16 protein-coding genes and 1 pseudogene are annotated in these 21,276 nt (G+C 74.5%); 12 read left to right on the plus strand and 5 right to left on the minus strand.

What is annotated here, in order from left to right; all coding sequences use genetic code 11:
• Positions 1-35 precede the first annotated feature (35 nt).
• Both lanKC and J1792_RS29765 read right to left on the minus strand, forming a co-directional pair.
• Positions 36-2,678, minus strand: a complete 2,643-nt coding sequence (gene lanKC, locus J1792_RS29760; protein WP_086571768.1) for a class III lanthionine synthetase LanKC — start codon at positions 2,676-2,678, stop codon at positions 36-38.
• A gap of 126 nt (positions 2,679-2,804) precedes the next feature.
• Positions 2,805-4,265, minus strand: a complete 1,461-nt coding sequence (locus J1792_RS29765; protein WP_086571766.1) for an aldehyde dehydrogenase — start codon at positions 4,263-4,265, stop codon at positions 2,805-2,807.
• 228 nt (positions 4,266-4,493) lie between these two features.
• On the opposite strand from J1792_RS29765, the gene J1792_RS29770 reads away from it, so the two are divergent.
• From J1792_RS29770 to J1792_RS29790, 5 genes and pseudogenes are all read left to right on the plus strand, one after another.
• Positions 4,494-5,747, plus strand: a complete 1,254-nt coding sequence (locus J1792_RS29770; RefSeq protein ID WP_086571764.1) for an SCO2321 family membrane protein — start codon at positions 4,494-4,496, stop codon at positions 5,745-5,747.
• The gene (locus J1792_RS29775) at positions 5,744-6,433 is read left to right on the plus strand and encodes an SCO2322 family protein (RefSeq protein ID WP_086571763.1); all 690 of its coding nucleotides are present in this window, start codon (positions 5,744-5,746) and stop codon (positions 6,431-6,433) included. Before J1792_RS29770 ends, J1792_RS29775 begins: the two co-directional genes overlap by 4 nt.
• Positions 6,430-7,515 (plus strand): annotated as a pseudogene (locus tag J1792_RS29780) (CbiQ family ECF transporter T component); the annotation flags it as partial. The gene J1792_RS29775 and the pseudogene J1792_RS29780, both read left to right, overlap by 4 nt.
• Positions 7,516-7,612: 97 nt before the next feature.
• Positions 7,613-9,235, plus strand: a complete 1,623-nt coding sequence (locus J1792_RS29785) for an ABC transporter ATP-binding protein (protein ID WP_086571759.1) — start codon at positions 7,613-7,615, stop codon at positions 9,233-9,235.
• A complete protein-coding gene (locus J1792_RS29790) occupies positions 9,232-10,116 on the plus strand; it encodes an ECF transporter S component (protein WP_242705479.1) in 885 nt (294 codons plus the stop codon). Before J1792_RS29785 ends, J1792_RS29790 begins: the two co-directional genes overlap by 4 nt.
• Before the next feature lie 51 nt (positions 10,117-10,167).
• Here the strand turns inward: J1792_RS29790 and J1792_RS29795 are convergent, their stop codons facing one another.
• A complete protein-coding gene (locus J1792_RS29795) occupies positions 10,168-11,337 on the minus strand; it encodes a steroid 3-ketoacyl-CoA thiolase (protein ID WP_086571756.1) in 1,170 nt (389 codons plus the stop codon).
• A 255-nt stretch (positions 11,338-11,592) separates the two neighbouring features.
• Between J1792_RS29795 and J1792_RS29800 the strand changes: the two genes are divergently transcribed.
• The 4 genes from J1792_RS29800 to J1792_RS29815 all read left to right on the plus strand — a co-directional run bounded on the left by J1792_RS29800 (position 11,593) and on the right by J1792_RS29815 (position 14,819).
• Positions 11,593-12,831: a cytochrome P450 gene (locus J1792_RS29800; protein ID WP_086571774.1), complete on the plus strand. Its 1,239-nt coding sequence runs from the start codon at positions 11,593-11,595 to the stop codon at positions 12,829-12,831.
• A gap of 206 nt (positions 12,832-13,037) precedes the next feature.
• The gene (locus tag J1792_RS29805) at positions 13,038-13,658 is read left to right on the plus strand and encodes a DUF6230 family protein (protein WP_086571754.1); all 621 of its coding nucleotides are present in this window, start codon (positions 13,038-13,040) and stop codon (positions 13,656-13,658) included.
• Between the two features lies 1 nt (position 13,659).
• Positions 13,660-14,130 (plus strand): DUF6114 domain-containing protein, encoded by a 471-nt coding sequence (locus J1792_RS29810; RefSeq protein ID WP_307843127.1) that lies wholly within the window; start codon positions 13,660-13,662, stop codon positions 14,128-14,130.
• Entirely contained in the window at positions 14,127-14,819 is a 693-nt protein-coding gene (locus J1792_RS29815) for a hypothetical protein (protein ID WP_207248589.1), read from the plus strand. The genes J1792_RS29810 and J1792_RS29815 overlap by 4 nt, the downstream gene beginning before the upstream one ends.
• Here the strand turns inward: J1792_RS29815 and J1792_RS29820 are convergent.
• Positions 14,809-16,788 (minus strand): bifunctional glycosyltransferase 87/phosphatase PAP2 family protein, encoded by a 1,980-nt coding sequence (locus J1792_RS29820; protein WP_372446199.1) that lies wholly within the window; start codon positions 16,786-16,788, stop codon positions 14,809-14,811. The genes J1792_RS29815 and J1792_RS29820 overlap by 11 nt on opposite strands.
• Before the next feature lie 301 nt (positions 16,789-17,089).
• Here J1792_RS29820 and J1792_RS29825 point away from each other — a divergent pair, with 301 nt between their 5' ends.
• Positions 17,090-17,416, plus strand: a complete 327-nt coding sequence (locus J1792_RS29825; RefSeq protein ID WP_207248590.1) for an antibiotic biosynthesis monooxygenase family protein — start codon at positions 17,090-17,092, stop codon at positions 17,414-17,416.
• Between the two features lie 53 nt (positions 17,417-17,469).
• A complete protein-coding gene (locus tag J1792_RS29830) occupies positions 17,470-17,988 on the plus strand; it encodes a GNAT family N-acetyltransferase (RefSeq protein WP_207248591.1) in 519 nt (172 codons plus the stop codon).
• A gap of 232 nt (positions 17,989-18,220) precedes the next feature.
• On the opposite strand, the gene J1792_RS29835 is transcribed toward J1792_RS29830, so the two are convergent.
• Complete coding sequence (locus J1792_RS29835) at positions 18,221-20,299, minus strand: MFS transporter (protein ID WP_207248592.1); 2,079 nt, start codon at positions 20,297-20,299, stop codon at positions 18,221-18,223.
• 313 nt (positions 20,300-20,612) lie between these two features.
• Between J1792_RS29835 and J1792_RS29840 the strand changes: the two genes are divergently transcribed.
• A complete protein-coding gene (locus J1792_RS29840) occupies positions 20,613-21,275 on the plus strand; it encodes an HAD-IA family hydrolase (RefSeq protein ID WP_207248593.1) in 663 nt (220 codons plus the stop codon).
• The last annotated feature ends 1 nt before the right edge of the window (position 21,276 follow it).

Genomic DNA, 21,276 nt, shown 5'->3' on the forward strand with positions numbered 1-21,276 from the left:
TTTCGTGGGGACGGATGGAACGTTGGTGGTGCTGGTCACGACTCCACGACGTGGTGGAGCCGGCTCTGGGGCGCCCGTAGGGGCGGCAGGAAGGGCAGCGGGGCCGGCCGGTCGCCGCCGAGGGCGGCGCCGAGCGCGAGCAGCACGCCGGCCGTTCCGGTGGCGAGGTCCATCGACAGCCGCATCATCTGGTGGCCGGGGAAGGCCAGTTCGCCGCGGTAGGGCATGGCGTACCAGGACAGGGCGGAGACCTGCCGGTCGATGTCCTCGCGGGTGACGCCCGGTGCCGTGGTGCGGGCGAGGTGCCAGATCATCCCGGCGCGGCCCTGGAGGAGGCCGGGCTGGGCGTAGAAGCGGGACCGGGCGGCGGTGAGGATGCGGTCGCGGGCCTCGGTGAGGTCGTCGGCGCCGTCGGGTCGGTGGGCGAGGTAGTCGTCGAGCACCGCGCCGATGCCGACGCTGCCGTCGCCGAGGTAGGGCATGGTGCGCCAGCCCTCGTCGACGTCGAGGGAGCCGATGGGGGTGCGCACGCACCGGCCGAGGTCGTCGCGCAGGGCGGCGCCCGCGAGGTCCAGGAGGCCGGGTGCGCCGGTGCGTTCGTGAAGCCTGAGGAAGAGCAGCGCGGGGCCGGTGGTGCCGCGCATCAGTCCGGCGCGGCGGCGTCCGCCGGGCGTCGCGGCGTCGGTGACGAGCCGGTCGGCGAGCAGCCGGGCGGCCTCGAGGGCGGCGTCGCGCAGGGCCTTCTCGCCGGTGGCCTCGGCGAGGTCGTCGAGGGCCAGGCCGACGCCGGCGAGGCCGCCGTGGAGGCCGGGGCCCAGGCGCCGCCAGTTCTCGGCGAGCAGCGAGCCGGCGAGGTCGAGGGCGCGCTGGGTGTGGCCGAGGCGGTGCAGGGTGTGGGCGATGCCGGCGAGGCCGTCGTAGAGGCCGAGCGGGGTGCCGTGCGGTACGGGGTCGGTGTGCTCGAGCAGCCAGCGCTCGCCCTGTTCGTAGCGTTCGGCGCCGGTCTCGGCGAGGGCGTGCAGCACTCCGGCGGCGCCGTGCGCGAGTCCCAGTCCGCCGCCGTCGGTGAACTGCGCGATGTCGCCGGGGAAGAGCCGGTCGTCGCGGTCGGGTGTGGCGGAGGCCAGGATGGCGCGGACCATGGAGTCGCGGGCGGCGGGCCAGTCGCCCGGGTCGGGCAGGCCGGCGGGGCCGGCGCCGGGGAGCCGCTTCTCGGGCGTGGCCGGGGCGGCGTCCCGGGTGATCTCGGCGACCGCCTCGTCGAGGAACTCCCGGGGTACGGGGAAGTGTTCGGCGATGATGCCGGCCAGGTGGCCGGCCTTGGCGCGGTCGATGCCGAAGAGCGTGGTGACGGGCAGGAACAGCGCGAGGCGCAGGCAGGCGAGGGCGTAGCGGTCGACGTCGGTGCCGGTGCGGTCGGGCGGGGCGACGAAGCCGGGGTGGGCGACGATCTGCCGGCCGGCCTCGGTGACGGGCGCGGCGGCCTCGAAGTCGATGAGCGTCACGGACCGCTCGTCCGGTGCGACGAGGATGTTGAACATGTGCAGGTCGTTGAAGACCACGCCCCGGGCGTGCACCGCCTCGACCGCCTCTTCGACGGCCCGGTGGACGCGCAGCGCCCACGCGGTGTAGTCGGCCAGCGCGGCGGGGTCGGGCTCGGGGACGAGCAGCGGATGGCGTTCGGCGAAGAAGGAGTTGAGCGGGCGGCCCTCGACGAAGTCCATGACGAGGAAGCGGTGGTCGCCGACGGCGAACCAGTCGCGCGGGGCGGGGGCGACGCCGAGCCCGGCGAGCTTCTCCAGCGCGTCCCGCTCGCGCTCCAGGCGGGCGATGGCGTCGGCGCCGTCGGCGGCGAGCCCCGCGTGCGGGCGGCCCTCCTTGAGGACGACGGCGGAGCCGTCGCGGGTGTCGGTGCCGCGGTAGACGCCGCCGCCGTTGGAGAAGTGCAGGGCCTTCTCGATGCGGTAGGGCAGCTCGCCGACGGTGGTGGCGTTGCGGGCGGCCAGGTGGGGCTCGAGGAAGGCGGGCAGGGTGACCCACTCGGGCACCCGGAAGGTGGGGTCGCGCCGGTCGGGCACGAGGGTGCCGCTCGCGTCCTCGAGGGCGGGCACGAGGGTGCCCTCGGCGTCGGTGCAGTAGCGGGGGGCGAAGGCTCCGTAGCGCACGTAGAGCGGGCCCTCGTGCCAGCGCAGGTCGGTGAGGACGTACGGGCCGGGGGCGCCGCCCACGATCTCGTGGAGCTCGGTGAGGACGGTGTGCAGCTCGTCCTCGTCGGCCGGGTAGACGGTGACGAACTTGCCGCCGCCGTCGCGGGGCGCGTACTTGCCGTTGCGCAGGTGCAGCAGGTGCGGGGCGGGGACGAACTTGAACGGTATGCCCCGGGGGACGCAGTGGTCCCAGACGGCGGCCGCGGTCTTCTCGGCGCTCGCGGCGGTGGCGGAGACGTGGATCTTCCAGCCCTGGGCGGGCCGTCCCGGGCGCGGGGTGCCGTCGGCGTCCACGGGCGTGAGGTTGAGCCAGTCTCCGCTGCGGGTGCTCTTCCAGCCGTCGGGCACGGGGCGCTGGGCCGTCTCGTAGAGCCCGGTCCGCCGCCGGCCGCCCGCCGTGGCGGACAGCCGGTCCGGGATCTCGTAGAAGTGCGTGTCGGCCAGGCAGTACACCTCGTACCGCTTCTCCATCGGTCCCCCTCTGCTGCGACGGGAAGAGATTTCCACGCGGCGGAGGGACGGGACAGTCACGCATGTCATGAACATCCCGTGCGGAACGCATGCGTAAATATATGTCCGGACCAGGCCGGACGCCGGTCATCCGGCGGGCGGCAGGTGGATCGTCTTCTGCTCGAAGTACTCGGCGTAGCCCTCGGGTCCGCCCTCTCTGCCCATGCCGGAGTCCTTGTAGCCGCCGAAGGGCCCGAACATGTCCAGGCTGAAGGTGTTCACCGAGTACGTGCCGGTGCGCACCCGGCGCGCGATGGCGAGGCCGTGCTCGACGTCGCCGGTCCAGACGCTGCCGGACAGCCCGTAGGCGGAGTCGTCGGCGATCGCCACGGCCTGCTCCTCGTCCTCGTAGGACAGCAGGCAGACCACGGGCCCGAAGATCTCCTCGCGGGCGACGCGCATGTCGTTGGTGACCTCGCCGAAGAGCGTGGGCTCCACGTACCAGCCCGTGGGCAGGCCGGCGGGCCGGCCGCCGCCGGTCAGCACCTTGGCGCCCTCGCGCTGCCCGATCGCGATGTACTCCAGCGTCCGCTCGCGCCGGCGGCGGGTCACCAGCGGTCCGACGCGGGTGGCGGGGTCGAGCGGGTCGCCGACGGTGAGCGCGCCGGCGGCCGCCGTGAGGCGCTCGGCGAGCTCGGCGTAGCGGGCGCGGGGGACCAGGACGCGGGTCTGGGCGACGCACGCCTGGCCGTTGTTCATCCACGCGCTCGGCACGATGCCGGCGACGGCCGCGTCGAGGTCGGCGTCGGGCAGGACGATGGCGGCGGACTTGCCCCCCAGCTCCAGGGTGACGCGGGCGAGGTGGCGGGCGGCGACCTCCATGACACGCTTGCCGGCCGCGACGGAGCCGGTGAAGGAGATCTTGTCGACGCCGGGGTGGCCGACCAGGTACTCACCGGTCTCCGGGCCGGCGGGCAGGATCGACAGCACGCCCTCCGGCAGCCCGGCCGCGGCCGCGATCTCGGCGAGCACGTAGGAGTCCAGCGGCGTCTCCGGGGAGGGCTTGAGGACCACCGAGCAGCCCGCCAGCAGCGCCGGCGCGAGCTTGGCCGCGGCCACGAACTGCGGGACGTTCCACGGCACCACGGCCGCGACGACGCCCACCGGCTCCCGGCGCACGATCAGCGGGCCGAGGACGCCGGCCCGCCGTTCCTCGGCGTGGAAGCCGCGGGCGACGGCGATGGCGCTGTCCCACACCATCACCGCGCCGAGCGCCTGGGCGAGGACGCTCCAGGAGTAGGGGGAGCCGTTCTGCGCGGAGATCATCCGGGCGATCTCCTCGTGGCGGGCGAGGATCCCGTCCTTGATGCGGGTGACCACCTCGATCCGCTCGGCCGGCGGCAGGCCGGCCCACACGCCCGAGTCGAAGGAGGTCCGGGCGGCGGCCACGGCCCGGTCGACGTCGGCGCGCGAGGCGTGCGGGACGCGGCCGATGACGGCCTCGGTGTGGGGCGAGACGACGTCGATGACGTCGCCGCCGGGGCCGGCGGCCGGGTCGGTGAGGGTGCCGCCGATGAAGAGCTGTCCGTGTTCGATGGGTCCGGCCATCGCGATCGCCTCCGTCAAAGCTGACGCTGCATCAGAAGAGCCAGCCGTTGGATAGCAGCTCCCCGCGCCGGGGGCAATGCCGGGCGCCGCCCGGGCAGCCGTGGCCATGACCGGATTCCGCCGCCCTCCGTGGCGGTATCAGGGCCCGGTAAAGGGCCGGATAAAGTTGTCCGGCCCCCCACAAAGCGACGTCGGTCGACCACCGGCACCACCGAGAGGCACCACTCCATGGCTCCCTCCTTCGCCGTCCACGCGCGTCGCGCCGCCGCGACGCTGGCCGCCGCCGCCGTCCTCGGCACGGCCGCGGCCCCCGCCGCCGTCGCCGACGGCTCGCCGTCCCCGGCGGTCCCGGGGCTGTTCGGCTCGGGCGACCCGAAGTTCGACGGTGTCTTCCGGCAGTCGCTCGCCCTCCTCGCGCAGGACGCCACCGGCGTCGACCCCGCCCCGCGGGCCGTCGCCTGGCTGGCGGGCCAGCAGTGCGCCGACGGCGGCTTCGCCGCGTTCCGGGCCGACACGGGCACGGCGTGCGACGCCAAGGCCGGCGAGTTCACGGACGCGACCGGCGCCGCCGTGCAGGCGCTGGCCGCGGTCGGCGGCGGGCACCGCGACAAGGAGGTCGACAAGGGCCTGGGCTGGCTCAAGGCCCACCAGAACGAGGACGGCGGCTGGGGCATGACTCCGGGCTCCCCCAGCGACGCCAACTCCACCTCCACCGCCGTCGGCGCCTTCGCCGCGGCCCGTCAGGACCCCGCGAAGGTCACGGCCAAGGGCGGCAAGAGCCCGTACGACGCGCTGCTGACCCTCCAGGCGGGCTGCGACAAGAAGGAGGACGAGCGCGGCGGCTTCGCCCCCAACGACCTCGCCTCGGCCGCCGCCGCGCTGGGCGTCCTGGGCAAGGGCTACCTCGTCGCCCCGGCCGCGAAGGACGACGCCAAGCCGGTCAAGGCGCTGGAGTGCGCCGACGACGAGTCCGCCAGGCCCAAGGACGCGCCCGCCTCGGCCGAGGCCGTGGCCGCGCACCTGGCGAGGAAGCTCGAGGCCAACGGCGGCTTCCTGAAGTCCTCCATGCCCGGCGCGCCCGAGGGCCCGGACACCGCCACCACCGCCGACGCCGCCCTCGCCCTCGCGGCCGGCGGCCACACCGAGGCCGCCGGCAAGACGGTGAAGTGGCTCCAGGCGGACAAGAGCGGCACCGCCGCGTGGGCCAAGGGCAACCCCGGCCGCCTCGCCAAGATCATCCTCGCCGTGCACGCCGCGGGCGGCGACCCTCGCTCCTTCGCCGGCACCGACTTCGTCCAGGCGCTGAACGAGACCGGCCCCACGCCGGAGTCGTCCGAGTCCCCGCAGAAGAAGGACGAGAAGAAGGACAAGAAGAAGGACGGCGACAACAGCTTCGGCGTCTGGTGGTTCGTCGGCGTCTTCTTCGTCGCCAGCGTCGGCGTCGGCTTCCTGCTCAGCAACCGCAAGAAGAACCAGCTGTGACGAGGGCCGTCGCACGCCGCGCGGCCGGAGCCCTGCTCCTGGCCGCGCTGACGGCCGTGCTCGGCGCCGCGCCCGCGCACGCCGACGGATACCGCTACTGGTCCTTCTGGCAGCGCGGCGCGCAGGCCGCCGACTGGGCGTACGCCACGCAGGGGCCCGCCACCCTGCGGCCCGCCGACGGGGACGTCGTCGGGTTCCGCTTCGCCGTGAGCAAGGACTCCGCCGACGCCGCGAAGCCGCGCGGCGAGGCCGGCTTCGGCGCCGTGTGCGACCGTACGCCCGCCAAGGACGGCACCAAGCGCGTGGCCGTGGTGCTCGACTTCGGCACCCCCGCCGACGCCCCCGCCGGCGAGCGGCCGCCCGCCGGCCGCACGGCCTGCGCCCAGGTCGCCACGGACGCCAGCGCCGGCGAGGCGGTGGCGGCGGTCGCCAAGCCGCTGCGGTACAACTCCGCCGCGCTGCTGTGCGGCATCTCCGGGTACCCCAAGTCCGGCTGCGGCGAGAAGGCCGACGGGGGCGGGGCACGCACCGCCACCGCGTCGCCGTCCGGCGAGCGGGACGGGGAGAAGGCGGACGCCTCGGGTGACGACGGCGGCCCGTCCGCCGGCCTGATCGGCGGCATCGCGGTCCTGGCCGTCCTCGGGGGCGCCACGGTGTGGCAGACCCGGCGGCGTCGTCGCGGATGAGCCGGGAGAACCGGATGAACCGGGAGATACGGCCGGGCGAACGGGCCTTCGCCCTGCACGCCGGCGCCTGGTGGATATGGGCCCTGGGGCTGGCGACCGCCGCCTCGCGCACGACCAACCCGCTGCTGCTGGCGCTGCTGACCGGCGTCGCCGGATACGTCGTCGCGGCGCGCCGCACGGACGCGCCGTGGGCCCGCTCGTACGGCGCGTTCCTCAAGCTGGGGCTCGCGGTCATCGGCATCCGGCTCGTCTTCGCCGTCGTCCTCGGCTCGCCCATCCCCGGCACGCACATCCTCGTCACCCTGCCGGAAGTGCCGCTTCCGGACTGGGCGCGGGGCGTACGGATCGGCGGCCGGGTGAGCGCCGAGGCCCTGTACTTCGCCTTCTGCGACGGGCTGAAGCTGGCCACCCTGCTCGTCTGCGTGGGCGCGGCCAACGCCCTGGCCAGTCCGGCCCGGCTACTGAAGTCCCTTCCGGGGGCGCTGTACGAGGCAGGCGTGGCGGTCGTCGTCGCGATGACCTTCGCGCCCCACCTCGTCGCGGACGTCCAGCGGCTGCGCGCGGCACGCCGCCTGCGCGGCCGGCCCGACCGCGGCCTCAAGGCCCTGCTGCAGGTGGGGCTCCCGGTGCTGGAGGGCGCGCTCGAGCGCTCGGTGGCCCTGGCGGCGGCCATGGACGCGCGCGGCTACGGCCGCACGGCCCAGGTCCCCGCCGCCGTCCGGCGCACCACGAGCGCCCTGACACTCGGCGGCCTGCTCGGCGCCTGCGCGGGCACCTACGGCCTGCTCGGCGACGCGGGCGCGGGCTACGGCCTGCCGCTGCTGGCCGCCGGCCTCCTCCTCGCGCTGGCCGGGCTCCGCCTGGGCGGCCGGCGCTCGGTCCGCACCCGCTACCGCCCCGACCCCTGGGGCGCGCGGGCCTGGCTGGTCTCCGCCTCGGGCGTGGCGGTGGCGGCCCTGATGATCTGGGCGGGCACCTCCGCACCCCAGGCCCTGCACCCGCCGGCGGTGCCGCTGACCGCTCCCACCCTGCCGCTGTGGCCGGCCGCCGCGATCCTCGTCGGCCTGGCACCGGCCATGCTTCCCGGCGAGCGTTCCGCCCGGCGCGACGCCCACCCGCGGCCGGCCGCGGGCGCCCGCCCCGCATCCCGGCCCACCCCCGCAGCGAGGAGACCGCGCAGTGATCCGTTTCGAGCAGGTCTCCGTCTCCTACGACGGCGCCGCGCACCCCGCCCTCGCCGGCGTCGACCTCACCGTGCCCGAGGGCGAGCTGTGCCTCCTCGTCGGCCCGTCCGGTGTCGGCAAGTCGACCCTGCTGGGCACCGTCAGCGGGCTCGTCCCCCACTTCACCGGCGGCACCCTGCGCGGCCGCGTCACCGTCGACGGGCGCGACACCCGCACCCACCGGCCGCGCGAACTGGCCGACGTCGTCGGGACCGTGGGCCAGGACCCGCTCGCCCACTTCGTCACCGACACCGTCGAGGACGAACTCGCCTACGGCATGGAGTCCCTCGGCATCCCGCCCGCCACCATGCGCCGCCGCGTCGAGGAGACCTTGGACCTGCTGGGCCTGGCCGGCCTGCGCGACCGGCCCATCACCACGCTCTCCGGCGGCCAGCGCCAGCGCGTCGCCATCGGGTCCGTGCTGACCGCGCACCCCAAGGTGCTGGTCCTCGACGAGCCGACGTCCGCGCTGGACCCGGCCGCGGCCGAGGAGGTGCTGGCCGTGCTGCAGCGCCTGGTGCACGACCTGGGCACCACCGTGCTGCTCGCCGAGCACCGGCTGGAGCGGGTGGTGCAGTACGCGGACCAGGTCATCCTCCTGCCGGGCCCGGGTGCCGCCCCCGTGGCCGGCGCCCCCGCCGAGGTCATGGCGGCCTCGCCCGTCCATCCGCCCGTCGTGGCGCTGGGCCGGCTGGCGGGCTGGTCGCCGCTGCCGCTGTCGGTGCGCGACGCCCGCCGCAAGGCGGCGCCGCTGCGGGAGCGGCTGGCGCCGGCGGTCCCCCCGGCCCGGCAGGACGTACCGCCCGGCGACGGCGAGCCGGCCGCCTCGGTGTCGGGCCTCGGCGTCCGGCACGGCCACACGGTGGCGCTCCACGACGTGGAGCTGTCCGTGCGGGCCGGGGAGACCGTGGCGCTGATGGGCCGCAACGGCGCCGGCAAGTCCACACTGCTGCGCACGCTCGTCGGCATGCACGAACCCGCGCGCGGCACGGTGCGCGTCGGCGGCGTGGCGCCGCACCGCACGCGGCCGCGCGACCTGCTGCGGCACGTCGGCCTCGTCCCCCAGGACCCGCGCGACCTCCTCTACGCCGACACGGTCGCCGCCGAGTGCGCGGCGGCCGACCGCGACGCCGACGCCGCGCCCGGCACCTGCCGCGCGCTGGTGTCCACGCTGCTGCCGGACGTACCCGACACCACCCACCCGCGCGACCTGTCGGAGGGCCAGCGCCTGGCGCTGGCGCTGGCCGTGGTCCTCACCGCCCGCCCGCCGCTGATCCTCCTGGACGAGCCGACCCGCGGCCTGGACTACGCGGCCAAGGCCCGCCTCGTCGAGGTCCTGCGCGACCTGGCCGGTCAGGGCCACGCCATCGTCCTGGCCACCCACGACGTGGAGCTGGCGGCGGAGCTGGCCCACCGGGTGGTGATCATCGCCGAGGGCGAGATCGTCGCCGACGGCCCGGCGGAGGACGTCGTCGTCTCCTCCCCCGCCTTCGCCCCCCAGGTGGCGAAGATCCTCGCACCCCAGCCATGGCTGACGGTGACCCAGGTGCGGGACGCTCTGCGGGAGGAGGCGTCGTGAGCTCCGTAGTGGACGATCGTTCCGCAGAGAAGAAGGAGCGGGCACGACCCGGCGACGGCGAGAGGCCGACCCGCGCCCCGCGCACACGGGCCATCCGCCTCGGTCCCCGCTCCGTGATCGCCCTGGCCCTCGTGAGCGCCATAGGCGTCGCCGCCTTCGGATGGCCCCTGCTCGCCTCCCGGGGGTCCGGGCTCGCCCACTCGCAGGACGCGCCATGGCTGTTCGCGGCGCTGCTGCCGCTGCTGCTCGCCGTCGTGGTGGCGACGATCGCCGACACCGGGCTGGACGCCAAGGCCGTCGCCATGCTGGGCGTGCTGGCGGCGGCCGGGGCCGCGCTGCGCCCGCTGGGCGCGGGGACGGCGGGCATCGAGCCGATGTTCTTCCTGATGGTGCTGTCCGGCCGGGTGCTGGGTCCCGGCTTCGGGTTCGTGCTCGGCTCGCTGTCGATGTTCGCGTCCGCGCTGCTCACCGGCGGCGTCGGGCCGTGGATGCCGTTCCAGATGCTGGCCATGGGGTGGGTGTCGATGGGCGCGGGCCTGCTGCCGGGCCCGGACCGGCTGCGCGGGCGGCGGGAGCTGGGCATGCTCGCGGTGTACGGGGCGGTGGCGTCGGTGGCGTACGGGACGGTCATGAACCTCCAGGGCTGGCCCTACATCGGCTCGCTCGTCTCAGGCGTGGCCTTCGTACCGGGCGACCCGGTGGCCGACAACCTCGCCCGCTTCGCGGCGTACTGCCTGGCCACCTCCCTGGGCTGGGACCTGCCCCGCGCCCTGGTGACGGTGGTGGCCACCCTCACGCTGGGACCCACGGTCCTCAAGGCCCTGCGCCGGGCCACCCGCCGGGCCGCCTTCGACGCCCGGGCGGGCTTCGAGGACGCCTGACGCGGGGGGCGCGGCGGCTCAAGCCGCTCTGGCCTCTCCGGCCTCCCTGCGTCACAGGCGCTGAATGATCGTTCCCGTCGCCTGCGCCCCGCCCGCGCACATCGTGATCAGCGCGAACTCGCCGTCGCGCCGCTCGAGCTCGTGCAGCGCGGTGGTGATCAGCCGGGCCCCGGTCGCGCCGACCGGGTGGCCGAGGGCGATCGCGCCGCCGTTGACGTTGACCTTCTCCAGGTCCTGTTCGAAGACCTGCGCCCACGACAACACGACCGCCGCGAAGGCCTCGTTGACCTCGACGATGTCGATGTCGCGCAGCGACATGCCCGCCTTGCCGAGGACGGCCCGGGTGGCGTCGACGGGCCCGTCGAGATGGAAGTGGGGGTCGGCGCCGACCAGCGCCTGGGCCACGATCCGGGCGCGCGGGCGCAGCCGCAGGGCGCGGGCCATGCGCTTGGAGGCCCACATCAGCACCGCGGCGCCGTCGGATATCTGCGAGGCGTTGCCCGCGGTGTGCACGGCGGTGGGCATGACGGGCTTGAGCCCGGCCAGCGCCGCCATGCTCGTGTCGCGTAATCCCTCGTCGCGGTCGACCAGGCGCCACATGCCCTGGCCGGCGAGCTGCTCGTCCTCGGTGGTGGGCACCTGGACGGCGAAGGTCTCCCGCTTGAAACGTTCCTCCGCCCAGGCGCGGGCGGCTCGTTGCTGGGAGAGCAGGCCGAGGGTGTCGACGCGTTCGCGGGTCAGGCCGCGCCGGCGGGCGATGCGCTCGGCGGCCTCGAACTGGTTGGGCAGGTCGACGTTCCACTCGTCGGGGAAGGGCTTGCCGGGGCCGTGCTTGGAGCCGCTGCCGAGCGGGACGCGGGACATGGCCTCCACGCCGCAGCCGATGCCCACGTCGATGACACCGCTCGCGATCATGTTGGCCACGAGGTGGTTGGCCTGCTGGGAGGAGCCGCACTGGCAGTCGACCGTGGTGGCCGCCGTCTCGTAGGGCAGGCCCATGGCGAGCCAGGCGGTGCGTGCGGGGTTCATGGACTGTTCGCCGGCGTGGGTGACCGTACCGCCGACGATCTGCTCGACGCAGTCCGGCTGGATGCCGGTGCGGGCGAGGACCTCGCGGTAGGTCTCGCCCAGCAGGTAGGCGGGGTGGAGGTTGGCGAGCGCGCCGCCGCGCTTGCCGATGGGGGTGCGTACGGCTTCGACGATGACAGGTTCCGCGGGCATGGCCAAGTCGTCCTCTCCTCGCGTCCGCAGGGCGTCCCGGCGCCCCCGGCCCAGAACTGGTACACGTTCTAGTTCTGTGGTTCCGTGCGCAGTCTTGCGAGCCTTACCCCCGGTACGCAAGGGTCGCGCACCCCCCGCCCGCGCAACAGATGGCGTCACCGGCCTTGCCGGTTCAAGACCCCCTCACTACCGTCGGCCGACACCCTTCTGACGAACCGTCAGTCATCGGATACGGCAAAGGAAGTGGTGGTGGCCATGACGTCCTGTCCGGCGCTGCCCGACGGCTTCGACCTCACCGATCCCGATCTCTACGCCCACCGCGTCCCGCTCCCGGAGTTCGCCCTGCTGCGGCGGACCGCGCCGGTGTCGTGGATCCCCCAGCCGCACGGCCTCGCGGGCTTCGCCGACGACGGCTACTGGGCGGTCACCCGGCACGCCGACGTCCGGTGGGTCTCGGCCCGGCCGGAGGTCTTCTCCTCCGCCCTGAACACCTCCGTCATCCGCTTCCACCCGAGCATCCGCGGCGAGCAGATCGACGCCCAGAAGCTGATGATGCTCAACATGGACCCTCCGGAGCACACCCGGGTCCGCCAGATCGTCCAGCGCGGCTTCACCCCCCGCGCCGTCCGCTCCCTCGAGGGGGCCCTGCGCGCCCGCGCCCGCGCCATCGTGGCCGCGGCCCGCGAGCGCGGCAGCGGCGACTTCGTCGCCGACATCGCCTGCGAGCTGCCGCTGCAGGCCATCGCCGAGCTCATCGGCATCCCCCAGCACGACCGGGCGCGGATCTTCGACTGGACCAACAAGATGATCGCCTACGACGATCCCGAGCTGGCCGTCACCGAGGAGACCGGCACCCGCTCGGCGGCCGAACTCATCGCCTACGCCATGGACCTGGCCGCCGCACGCGGCGCACGCCCGGCCGCGGACATCGTCAGCCGGCTCGTGGCCGCCGAGGGGGAGGGCAACCTCCGCTCCGACGAGTTCGGCTTCTTCGTCCTGATGCTGGCCGTCGCGGGCAACGAGACCACCCGCAACGCCATCAGCCACGGCATGCACGCCTTCCTCACCCACCCCGAGCAGTGGGAGCTCTACCGGCGCGAGCGACCGGCGACGGCGGCCGAGGAGATCGTCCGCTGGGCCACGCCCGTCGTCTCCTTCCAGCGCACGGCGACGTGCGACACCGAGCTGGGAGGCGTCCGCATCGCCAAGGGCCACCGCGTCGGGCTCTTCTACGCCTCCGCCAACCACGACCCCGAGGTCTTCGAGGACCCCGGCACCTTCGACATCACCCGCGACCCCAACCCCCACCTCGGCTTCGGCGGCGGCGGGCCGCACTTCTGCCTGGGCAAGTCCCTCGCCGTGCTGGAGATCGGCCTCGTCTTCGACGCCATCGCCGACGCCGCGCCCGGCATCCGGCAGGCCGGCGAGCCCCGGCGGCTGCGCTCGGCCTGGCTCAACGGCATCAAGGAGCTGCGGGTGACCTACGGCCCGTAGCCCCCGGCGGCCACGCCACGACCCAACTCCCCTTATTCAAAAGGGAATTGTCCATACCTGAACCCTTGTCAGGTACAGGCGGCGGACTTACTCTCGAGTACACCTTCTGAGACGGCGCGTGCGCGCTACGCCGCGCCGGTACCCAGCACCCCACGCACCGCGACAGCGCGGTCGGCGCTGTCCACAGTTTCCCGAGGGGACACCGCATGAAGGACGCTCACGGAAGACAGGTGACCGGCCGCGTCAGGTGGCGCCGGTTCGCCGTACTCGCCGTGCCCGGATTCGCGGCCACCGCCGCGCTGGCCGTCGCGCTCGCCCAGGGGGCCCTGGCGGCGTCGTTCGCGGTGTCCGGGCAGGAGTTCAAAGTGTCCGCGCAGAGCCTGGAGGGCGAAGGCTTCGCGCAGTACGGCGGCATCGACCGCAACGCGCGCGGCAAGCTGCTGCCCGTCGCCGTCACCGCCATCAAGAAGGCCAAGCTCGACGACCTGTGCCAGTCCGTGGTCACCACCCTGCCGGGGCTCGGCGACATCTCGCTCCGGCTCACCGCGGGCGCGGGCGGCAAGCCCGTGGAGGCGGAGAACCTCTTCATCGACGCCACCCAGCTCGGCGGCGACGCCACCTTCAAGAACATCGAGATCGGGCGCGACGCCTCGACCCTCAACAAGGGCCCGGCCTCCGCCCAGGGGCTGCAGGACGCCTTCGGCCAGCAGGCGGACAAGGTCGTGATGACCAACGTGCGCCAGGTCGCCTGGGCGACCAACGCCGGTACGTTCAAGCTCAACGGGCTCAACATGAAGATCGGGTTCGGCAAGCAGGAATGCTTCTGACGTGGCGGGCGGCACCGGGTCCGCCCCCGCACCGTCACCGCGCCGCTCGTGGTGGGCGGCGTGGCGACGGTGGCGCAAGGGGCGGCCCTTCTGGGGCGGCCTGGCCGCCGTCGTCGCGGGCGCGGAGATCTGCGCCCTTCCGCTGGCACCGCTGAAGATCATGCTCGAGCAGGGGATCGCGGGCATCCCCTCGGTCCTCATGGGCCTGGTGATGATCGTGATGGGCCTGAGCGCGTGGTTCGCCCCCCAGTTCCGGGCGCTCGCCGGGGTCCTCACCGTCGTCGTCGCCACGGCCGCGCTGGTCATGTCCAACCTCGGCGGCTTCCTGTTCGGCACCGTCGTCGGCGTCGTCGGCGGCGGCCTCGTCTTCGCCTGGCAGCCGCTGGCACCGGAGCCGGAGCCCGAGTACTCCGCCGAGCCCGAGGCCGAACCCGAGCCCCAGCCCCACCTCCCACCCAAGGAGACCTCATGAGCCCCCACACCCCCAGGCGCGGGCACACGCTCGCCGCCGGTCTCGCCGTCACCGCCGCCCTCGCCCTCGCCGCCGGCACGGGCACCGCGTCCGCCGCCCCCGCCACCGACGACGCGGGGCCGACCACCGTCACCCCGGCGGGCCACGCCTTCACCGCGACCCTCAACGGCGAGGTCAGCTTCCGCGCCGGCTCGCTCACCGTGACGTGTACGGCCTCCAGTTCCGCGCCGTCCGACGGCAGCGGCAACAACCACGTGCCCGCCGCCCCCGGCAACACCAACCCGGCGGGCCCCGTCGTCAGCAAGGCCAACGCGCCCACCTACTCCGGCTGCAGCGCCAGCCTGCCCGGCGTGGACATCACCATCGCCACCTCCGGCGACTGGGACATCTCCATGCAGCACGGCACGCCGAGCACCGCCTCCCTCACCGCCCCCGCCCGGGGCATGGTGCTCAAGAGCAGCGGCCTGGCCAGCTGCACCGTGACCGCCGCCCCCGACGCCCCGGCGGTCATACCGGCCGCCTTCGCCAACGGCACGCCGTCCCAGATCACGGTCACCGACGTGTCGGTGCCGGTGACGGTGGAGGGCGGCTTCGGCTGCCCGACGACCGCCCGGACGGCGGTGTTCAACGCCACGTACGACATCACCGACGTGACGGACCCGAACTCTCAGATCGTCGTCAGCGGCTAGCGGCCGGTGGCCGCCGCCCCGGCGGGCCGGGTCGGCTCCCGGCCCGCACGGTCTCGCGCGGCGCGGCGGCCCGCGCCTCGTCCCCCCTGCGGGCGCCGGGAATCGCCGCCAGCGCCACCCGGCCCGGGCCGGTCAGCGCGTACTGGATGGCGAACCCGGACGCGACCACCAGCGCGCCGCCCGCCGCGTCGAGGACGTAGTGGTTGGCCGTGCCGACGATGACCGAGAAGGTCAGCAGCGGGTACAGCATGCCCAGCCACCTCGTCCACGCCCTCGGCGCCACCACCGCGATCACGACGCCGCACCACAGCGACCACCCGATGTGTAGCGAGGGCATCGCCGCGTACTGGTTGGCCAGCTCCGTCAGCGCCCCGAAGTCGGGGTGGGCCAGGTCCTGCGGGCCGTTGACGGTGTCGATGAAGCCGAGGCCCGGCATCAGCCGCGGCGGTGCCAGCGGGTAGAGCCAGAAGCCGACGAGCGCCACCAGCGTCGCGAAGCCCAGCGCGGTGCGCGCCCAGCGGTAGGTGGCCGGGCGGCGCGCGTACAGGTACCCCAGCACGGACAGCGGCACCAGGAAGTGGAAGGTGCCGTAGTAGTAGTTCATGCCGTCCTTGAGCCAGCCGACGCCCGCCACGAAGTGGTTGAAGGCGTGTTCGACGTCCATGAGCAGGAACTCCTCGACGCCGAGGATCTGCCGGCCGTGGGACTCCGCGAGCGTGCGCGAGTCGGGCGCCTGGGCGCGGATGTAGGAGTAGACCCAGTAGCCGACCCGTATCAGCATCAGCTCCAGCAACAGGTTCGGGCGGTTGAGCGCGCGCTTGAAGAAGCGCAGCAGCGGCACCCAGGCGAAGCGGCCGCGCTGCGGCTCGGCGACCGGCGTCGGCACCGGCCGGTCCCACACCTCGGACGAGCGCGTCAGGAACGGCACCGCGCAGGCGGCCGCCAGGGCGGCCAGCAGCGGGGCGTGCCGGCCGAGCGCCACGAGGTTCGGCGGGACCAGGACCGTACTGGTGAGCGTCATGACGAGCACGACGAGTACGGGCCACACGAACCGGTCGGCGCGGCGCCGGCCCACCCGCCCGGCGACCGCGAGCAGGATCCACAGCTGCTGGTGCTGCCAGGCGGTCGGGGCGACCACGACGGCCACGCAGCCGGTGACGGCCGTGGCGAGCAGCGCCTGCCCGTCCTCGGCGTAGCGCACGGCGCGGCGCAGGCCGACGACGGCGACGGCCGCGGCGAGCGACGCGTACAGCGCCAGCTCCAGCGGTCCGCGCAGCCCCACGCGCAGCAGCAGTCCGTGCAGCGACTGGTTGGCGACGCCGTCGGGCGCCTCGCCGAGGCCGGCCCCGGCGATGTGGTGCGCCCAGTACGTCCACGAGTCGTCCGGCAGGGTCACCCACGCCAGTGCCGTGGCGGCCGCGAAGGTGACACCGGCGGTGACCGCCGCACGGCGCCGCCCGGTCAGCCACAGCAACGCGGCGAAGAGCAGCACGACCGGCTGCAGGGCCGCGGCGAGACCGGTGAGGACGCCGGTGGCCCGGCCGGAGCCCTGGGCGAACCGCGGCACGCAGCAGCCCAGGAGCACCAGCAGCACCGGGATGATGCTGGTCTGGCCCAGGGTGAAGGTGTTGCGTACGGGCAGCGAGGCCACGGCCAGGATCACGGCGACCGGGGCCGCCGCCGGCAGCGCGACGCGCCGGCCCGGCGGGCCACCGTCGTCGCCGCGCCCGGGCAGCGCACGGGCGGCGAGCAGCGCCACGGCGACGACGAGCAGCAGGGTTCCCACGGTCCAGACCACGCCGAGGCTCTGCTCGGCGGCCCGGCTCAGGGGTCTGAGGACGAGACCCGCGAAGGGGGTGCCGGTGAAGCCGTCCGCGCCGTAGAGGGAGCCCCGCACCCGCAGGACACCGTCCCCTCCGGTCCACGACCCGAGGCCGGTGAACCGCCGCTCCGGGGGAAGCCGCAGCACCGCCGCCGCCTGACGGACGGCCAGCAGCCCGGCGAGCAGCCACAGCGCCCCCAGGACCGTCCCGGCCCGCGCCCCGCCCTCGGCGGCCCGGCCGGCCCGCCCTGCTCCGCATCCGCCACGCTCCGCCGCTCCTCCGGTCCGCCCAGGTCGGTCAGCCCCGCAGGGCGCCCGACAACCTCCTACAGGTGGCCTGAATCCAACGCTCCAAAGGCCATTAGGGTGCGGAGCTTTGCGCCCATGGGGTCGCCCGGCGCGCCGTGGGGGCTGCTGCGGGGAGGGTGCCCTGGGGCAGGATGGGCGCATGAGCATCGTGAAGATCAACGTCCTGACCGTCCCCGCCGAGCAGCGCGAGGTCCTCGAGCAGCGCTTCGCCTCCCGCGCCGGGGCCGTGGAGAGCTCCGACGGCTTCGAGTGGTTCGAACTGCTGCGCCCCGTCGAGGGCACCGACGACTACCTCGTCTACACCCGCTGGCGCAGCGAGGAGGACTTCCAGGCGTGGATGGAGGGCCCGATGAAGGCCGCCCACCAGGGCGGCGGCGAGGGCGCCCCCAAGCAGCGGCCCGCCGCCTCGGGTTCGACGGTGTGGTCCTTCGACGTCGTCCAGCAGGCCGCGCCGAAGAAGGGCTGAGCCGCCCCGAAACCAGGTGACCGGGCGCCCGGCCGCGTGCGACCATCCGCGCCATGATCGCCGACGCGCCCTCCTGGACCATCGCCCCGCAGCCGGCCGGCTCGCCCGAGTCGGCCGCGCTGCTGCGCGCGTACCTCGTCGACATCGCCGACCGCTGGTACCGGCTGCACCACGACCGCGGCGTGACACCCGAGGAGATCGAGCGTCATCTGGCGGAGATGGCCGCCGACGACCTCGCCCCGCCGCACGGCGTGCTGCTGGTCGCCCGGTACGGCGGGGAGCCGGCCGGGTGCGCGGGGCTGCTGCGCCGCGACGCGTGGACGGCGGAGGTGACGAAGGTGTTCGTCCGGGAGGACAGGCGCGGACTCGGCGGGGCGCCCCGGCTGATGGCGGCGGCCGAGGAGACGGCCCGGGGCTGGGGTGCGCGGCGCCTCGTGCTGAACACGCGGCGGGACCTGGTGGAGGCGCGGGCGCTGTACGCCCGGCACGGCTTCACCGCGATCGAGCCGTACAAGCCGCTGGAGGAGGACCCGTTCGCCGAGGTGTGGCTGGGCAAGGAACTGGGGGCATAGGGGCCGCAGGGCGCCCGGCCGCTCGCTGGCCGGCGCGGCCGCTGGGCCGTAGAGGCCGGAAGGGGCCGCCGGAACCACAGGGGTCGTAGGGGATACGGCGGCCGCAGGGGATGCAGTGGCCGTAGGGGTCGCTGGGGCCGGAGGGAACGCAGCGGCCGTAGAGGCCGCAGGGCACGCACCGGCCGTGGACGCCGAGGGGCGCCGTCGGAACCGCCGGGCCGGGCCGCAGGCCCTACGGCAGGCGGTGGTCGGGCCGCATGTCGCCGTCGTGCGGCTGCTCGGCGTCGGAGCCGCAGAGCTCCCTGTTGAGCTCGTGGACGAGCGCCACGAGGTCGTGGGGCCGGTCCTTGGCCGTCCACCAGTCCCCCAGCAGCTCCGCGAGCATCTCCTCGCGCACCGCGAACAGCAGGCCCGCCTGCCGCCGCCCCTCCTCGGTCAGCACGAGCGGGATCCCCAGGCGGTCGGCCAGCCCCCTTTCCTCCAGCTGGCGGGCGGCTCCCGTGATCACCCGTAGCGGTATGTCCATCCGCTCGGCGAGCAGGGACGGCTCGGCGTGGCCGTCGCGGTGGATGCGCAGCATCATCCAGCTGGCGGCGGGCTGGAGGTCGAGCCCGGCCCGTTCGGTGATCTTCTCGTAGACCCTGCGCCGCCCCTCCCGGCTGCCGAGCAGGGAGAGCGCGCGGGCGCACTCGTCGCGCGAGGAGCGCTCGACGGGGTTGCTGGAGAGGACCTCGCTGGTGTCGGGCGCGGTGACGCTGCCGCGCAGCGGCTGCTCCTTGAGCAGCCAGGCCAGGGCGAAGGCGACGAGGGCGGGCGGCACGGCGTAGAGGAAGACGTCGGTGATGGAGGCGGAGTACGCGTCGAGGACTCCGGCGCGCTGCGCGGGGGGCAGCCGGTTCACGGCCCGCGGGTCGGCCTGGAGGCCGCCGGGGGTGACGCCGGGCGGCAGGGGGGTGCCTGCGAGGGCGTCGGTGATGCGGGGGCCGAGGCTGTTGGCGAAGATCGTGCCGAAGACGGACACGCCGAACGAGGCGCCGATGGAGCGGAAGAAGGTGGCGCCGGAGGTGGCGACGCCGAGGTTCTCGTAGGCCACGGCGTTCTGCACGATCAGCACCAGCACCTGCATGACCAGGCCGAGTCCGAAGCCGAAGACGAAGAAGTACAGGCCCGTCTCGGTGGCGCTGATCGTGGGTGTGAGCCGGTGGAGCAGGAGCAGGCCGATGGTCATGACGGCGGTGCCGGCGATGGGGAAGGCCTTGTAGCGGCCGGTGCGGCTGACGATCTGGCCGGAGCCGACCGAGGAGATCAGCATGCCGGCGACCATCGGCAGCATGTGCACGCCGGACAGGGTGGGCGAGACGCCCTGGACGACCTGCAGGAAGGTGGGCAGGTAGGTCATGGAGCCGAACATCGCGAAGCCGACGACGAAGCCGATGACCGAGCAGAGCGAGAACGTACGGATCCGGAAGAGCCCGAGCGGCAGTACGGGCTCCTCCGCCCGGCGCTCGACGAGGACGAACGGGACCACCAGCGCCACCCCGAGCACCCCCAGGCCGATGATCTGCCACGACACCCAGGGGTAGGTGGTGCCGCCCAGCGAGGTCATCAGGACCAGGCAGGTGGCGACGGCCGCGATGAGGGCGGTGCCGAGGTAGTCGATGCGGTGCCGGGTGCGGTGGGCGGGGATGTGCAGCACGGCGGCGATGACTCCGAGCGCGACGACGCCGATGGGCAGGTTGACGTAGAACACCCAGCGCCAGCTGAGGTGGTCCACGAACAGGCCGCCGAGCAGCGGACCGAGCACGCTCGAGCCGCCGAAGACCGCGCCGAACAGCCCCTGGTAGCGGCCCCGGTCGCGGGGCGGCACGATGTCGCCGACGATCGCCATCGACAGCACCATCAGGCCGCCGCCGCCCAGGCCCTGCAGGGCGCGGAACCCGATCAGCTCGGGCATGTTCCGGGCGAGCCCGCACAGCGCGGAGCCGATCAGGAAGATCACGATCGCGGTCTGGAAGAGCTTCTTGCGCCCGTACTGGTCGCCGAGCTTGCCCCACAGCGGGGTGGCGGCGGTGGAGGCGAGCATATAGGCGGTGACCACCCAGGACAGGTGCTCGAGGCCGCCGAGGTCGCTGACGATGGTCGGCAGGGCGGTGGAGACGATGGTCTGGTCGAGCGCGGCCAGCAGCATGCCCAGCAGCAGCGCGCCGATCGCCACGCGGACGCCGCGCCGCGTCCGCCCCTCGCCGGGTACGGGCGGGGTGGCCGCGGCCACCGCGGGGCCCGGGCCGGGGCCCGGGGTGTCCTGGCCCATGGGCAGCTCCTGAGTGCGGGGTGGGATTCCGCTCGCTTCGGCCCGGGGCCGGCCCGGGCCGGCACGGGTCGCTCGGGTCCGCTCGGGTCCGCCCGGGTCGGCGCGGGCTCGGCTCGGGTCGGCGCGTGCTCGGCTCGGTTTCCATCGTCCGCCGGAGGGGCGGTTCCGGCCCGCTGGGGTACGCCGACCAGGGGCGTTGGCGTTTTCCCTGCACCTTTTTGTATCGTGGAGAAACAAAGTGGCTCCGCCCGCACTCCCTGACCGGCGGGTGGAGCCGCTTGTCTTTTTTCTCCGCGCGCTTGGAGTCCTTCCGATGACCACGACCACGCTCACGGCCCGCGCCCTGCTCCTCGACATGGACGGGACGATCGTCAACTCCGACGCGGTCGTCGAGCGCTGCTGGCGCCGCTGGGCGGAGGAGCACGGTCTGGACGCCGACGAGGCCCTGAAGGTGGTCCACGGCCGCCAGGGCTACGCCACCATGGCCGTCCTCCTCCCGGACCGCCCCATGGAGCTCAACCACGAGGACAACCGGCGCATGCTCGAGGCCGAGACCGCCGACATCGACGGCGTCGTCCCGGTCCCCGGGGCCCCCGCCTTCATGGCCGCCCTGGCCGGCCTCCCGCACGCCCTGGTCACCTCCGCCGACCGCGCCCTGTCCGACGCCCGCATGGGCGCGGCCGGCCTGCCGATGCCGGCGGTACGCGTGACGGCCGAGTCGGTCGGCGCCAGCAAGCCGGACCCGGAGGGCTTCCTCAAGGGCGCGGCCGAGCTGGGCTTCGACGCCCGGGACTGCGTCGTCTTCGAGGACTCCGAGGCGGGCATCACGGCCGGCAAGGCCGCCGGCATGCGCGTGGTGGGCGTGGGCCCCCGCGCGGCGGCGCACGCCCCCGACGTGGCGGTCGCGGACCTGACGCGGGTCCGGGTGCAGGCGGCGCCGGACGGCGGCATCCTGCTGACGATCACGGAGGGCTGAG

This window comes from Streptomyces triculaminicus, from assembly GCF_017349075.1.
Classification (GTDB): domain Bacteria; phylum Actinomycetota; class Actinomycetes; order Streptomycetales; family Streptomycetaceae; genus Streptomyces; species Streptomyces triculaminicus.

Bases quoted from the DNA above. Each gene is read 5' to 3' on its own strand.
- J1792_RS29840 (WP_207248593.1), top strand. From the start codon at position 20,613: ATGACCACGACCACGCTCACGGCCCGCGCCCTGCTCCTCGACATGGAC.
- J1792_RS29835 (WP_207248592.1), bottom strand. From the start codon at position 20,299: ATGGGCCAGGACACCCCGGGCCCCGGCCCGGGCCCCGCGGTGGCCGCG.
- J1792_RS29795 (WP_086571756.1), bottom strand. From the start codon at position 11,337: ATGCCCGCGGAACCTGTCATCGTCGAAGCCGTACGCACCCCCATCGGC.
- J1792_RS29815 (WP_207248589.1), top strand. From the start codon at position 14,127: ATGAGCCCCCACACCCCCAGGCGCGGGCACACGCTCGCCGCCGGTCTC.
- J1792_RS29805 (WP_086571754.1), top strand. From the start codon at position 13,038: ATGAAGGACGCTCACGGAAGACAGGTGACCGGCCGCGTCAGGTGGCGC.
- J1792_RS29765 (WP_086571766.1), bottom strand. From the start codon at position 4,265: ATGGCCGGACCCATCGAACACGGACAGCTCTTCATCGGCGGCACCCTC.
- J1792_RS29800 (WP_086571774.1), top strand. From the start codon at position 11,593: ATGACGTCCTGTCCGGCGCTGCCCGACGGCTTCGACCTCACCGATCCC.
- J1792_RS29830 (WP_207248591.1), top strand. From the start codon at position 17,470: ATGATCGCCGACGCGCCCTCCTGGACCATCGCCCCGCAGCCGGCCGGC.
- J1792_RS29770 (WP_086571764.1), top strand. From the start codon at position 4,494: ATGGCTCCCTCCTTCGCCGTCCACGCGCGTCGCGCCGCCGCGACGCTG.
- lanKC (WP_086571768.1), bottom strand. From the start codon at position 2,678: ATGGAGAAGCGGTACGAGGTGTACTGCCTGGCCGACACGCACTTCTAC.
- J1792_RS29825 (WP_207248590.1), top strand. From the start codon at position 17,090: ATGAGCATCGTGAAGATCAACGTCCTGACCGTCCCCGCCGAGCAGCGC.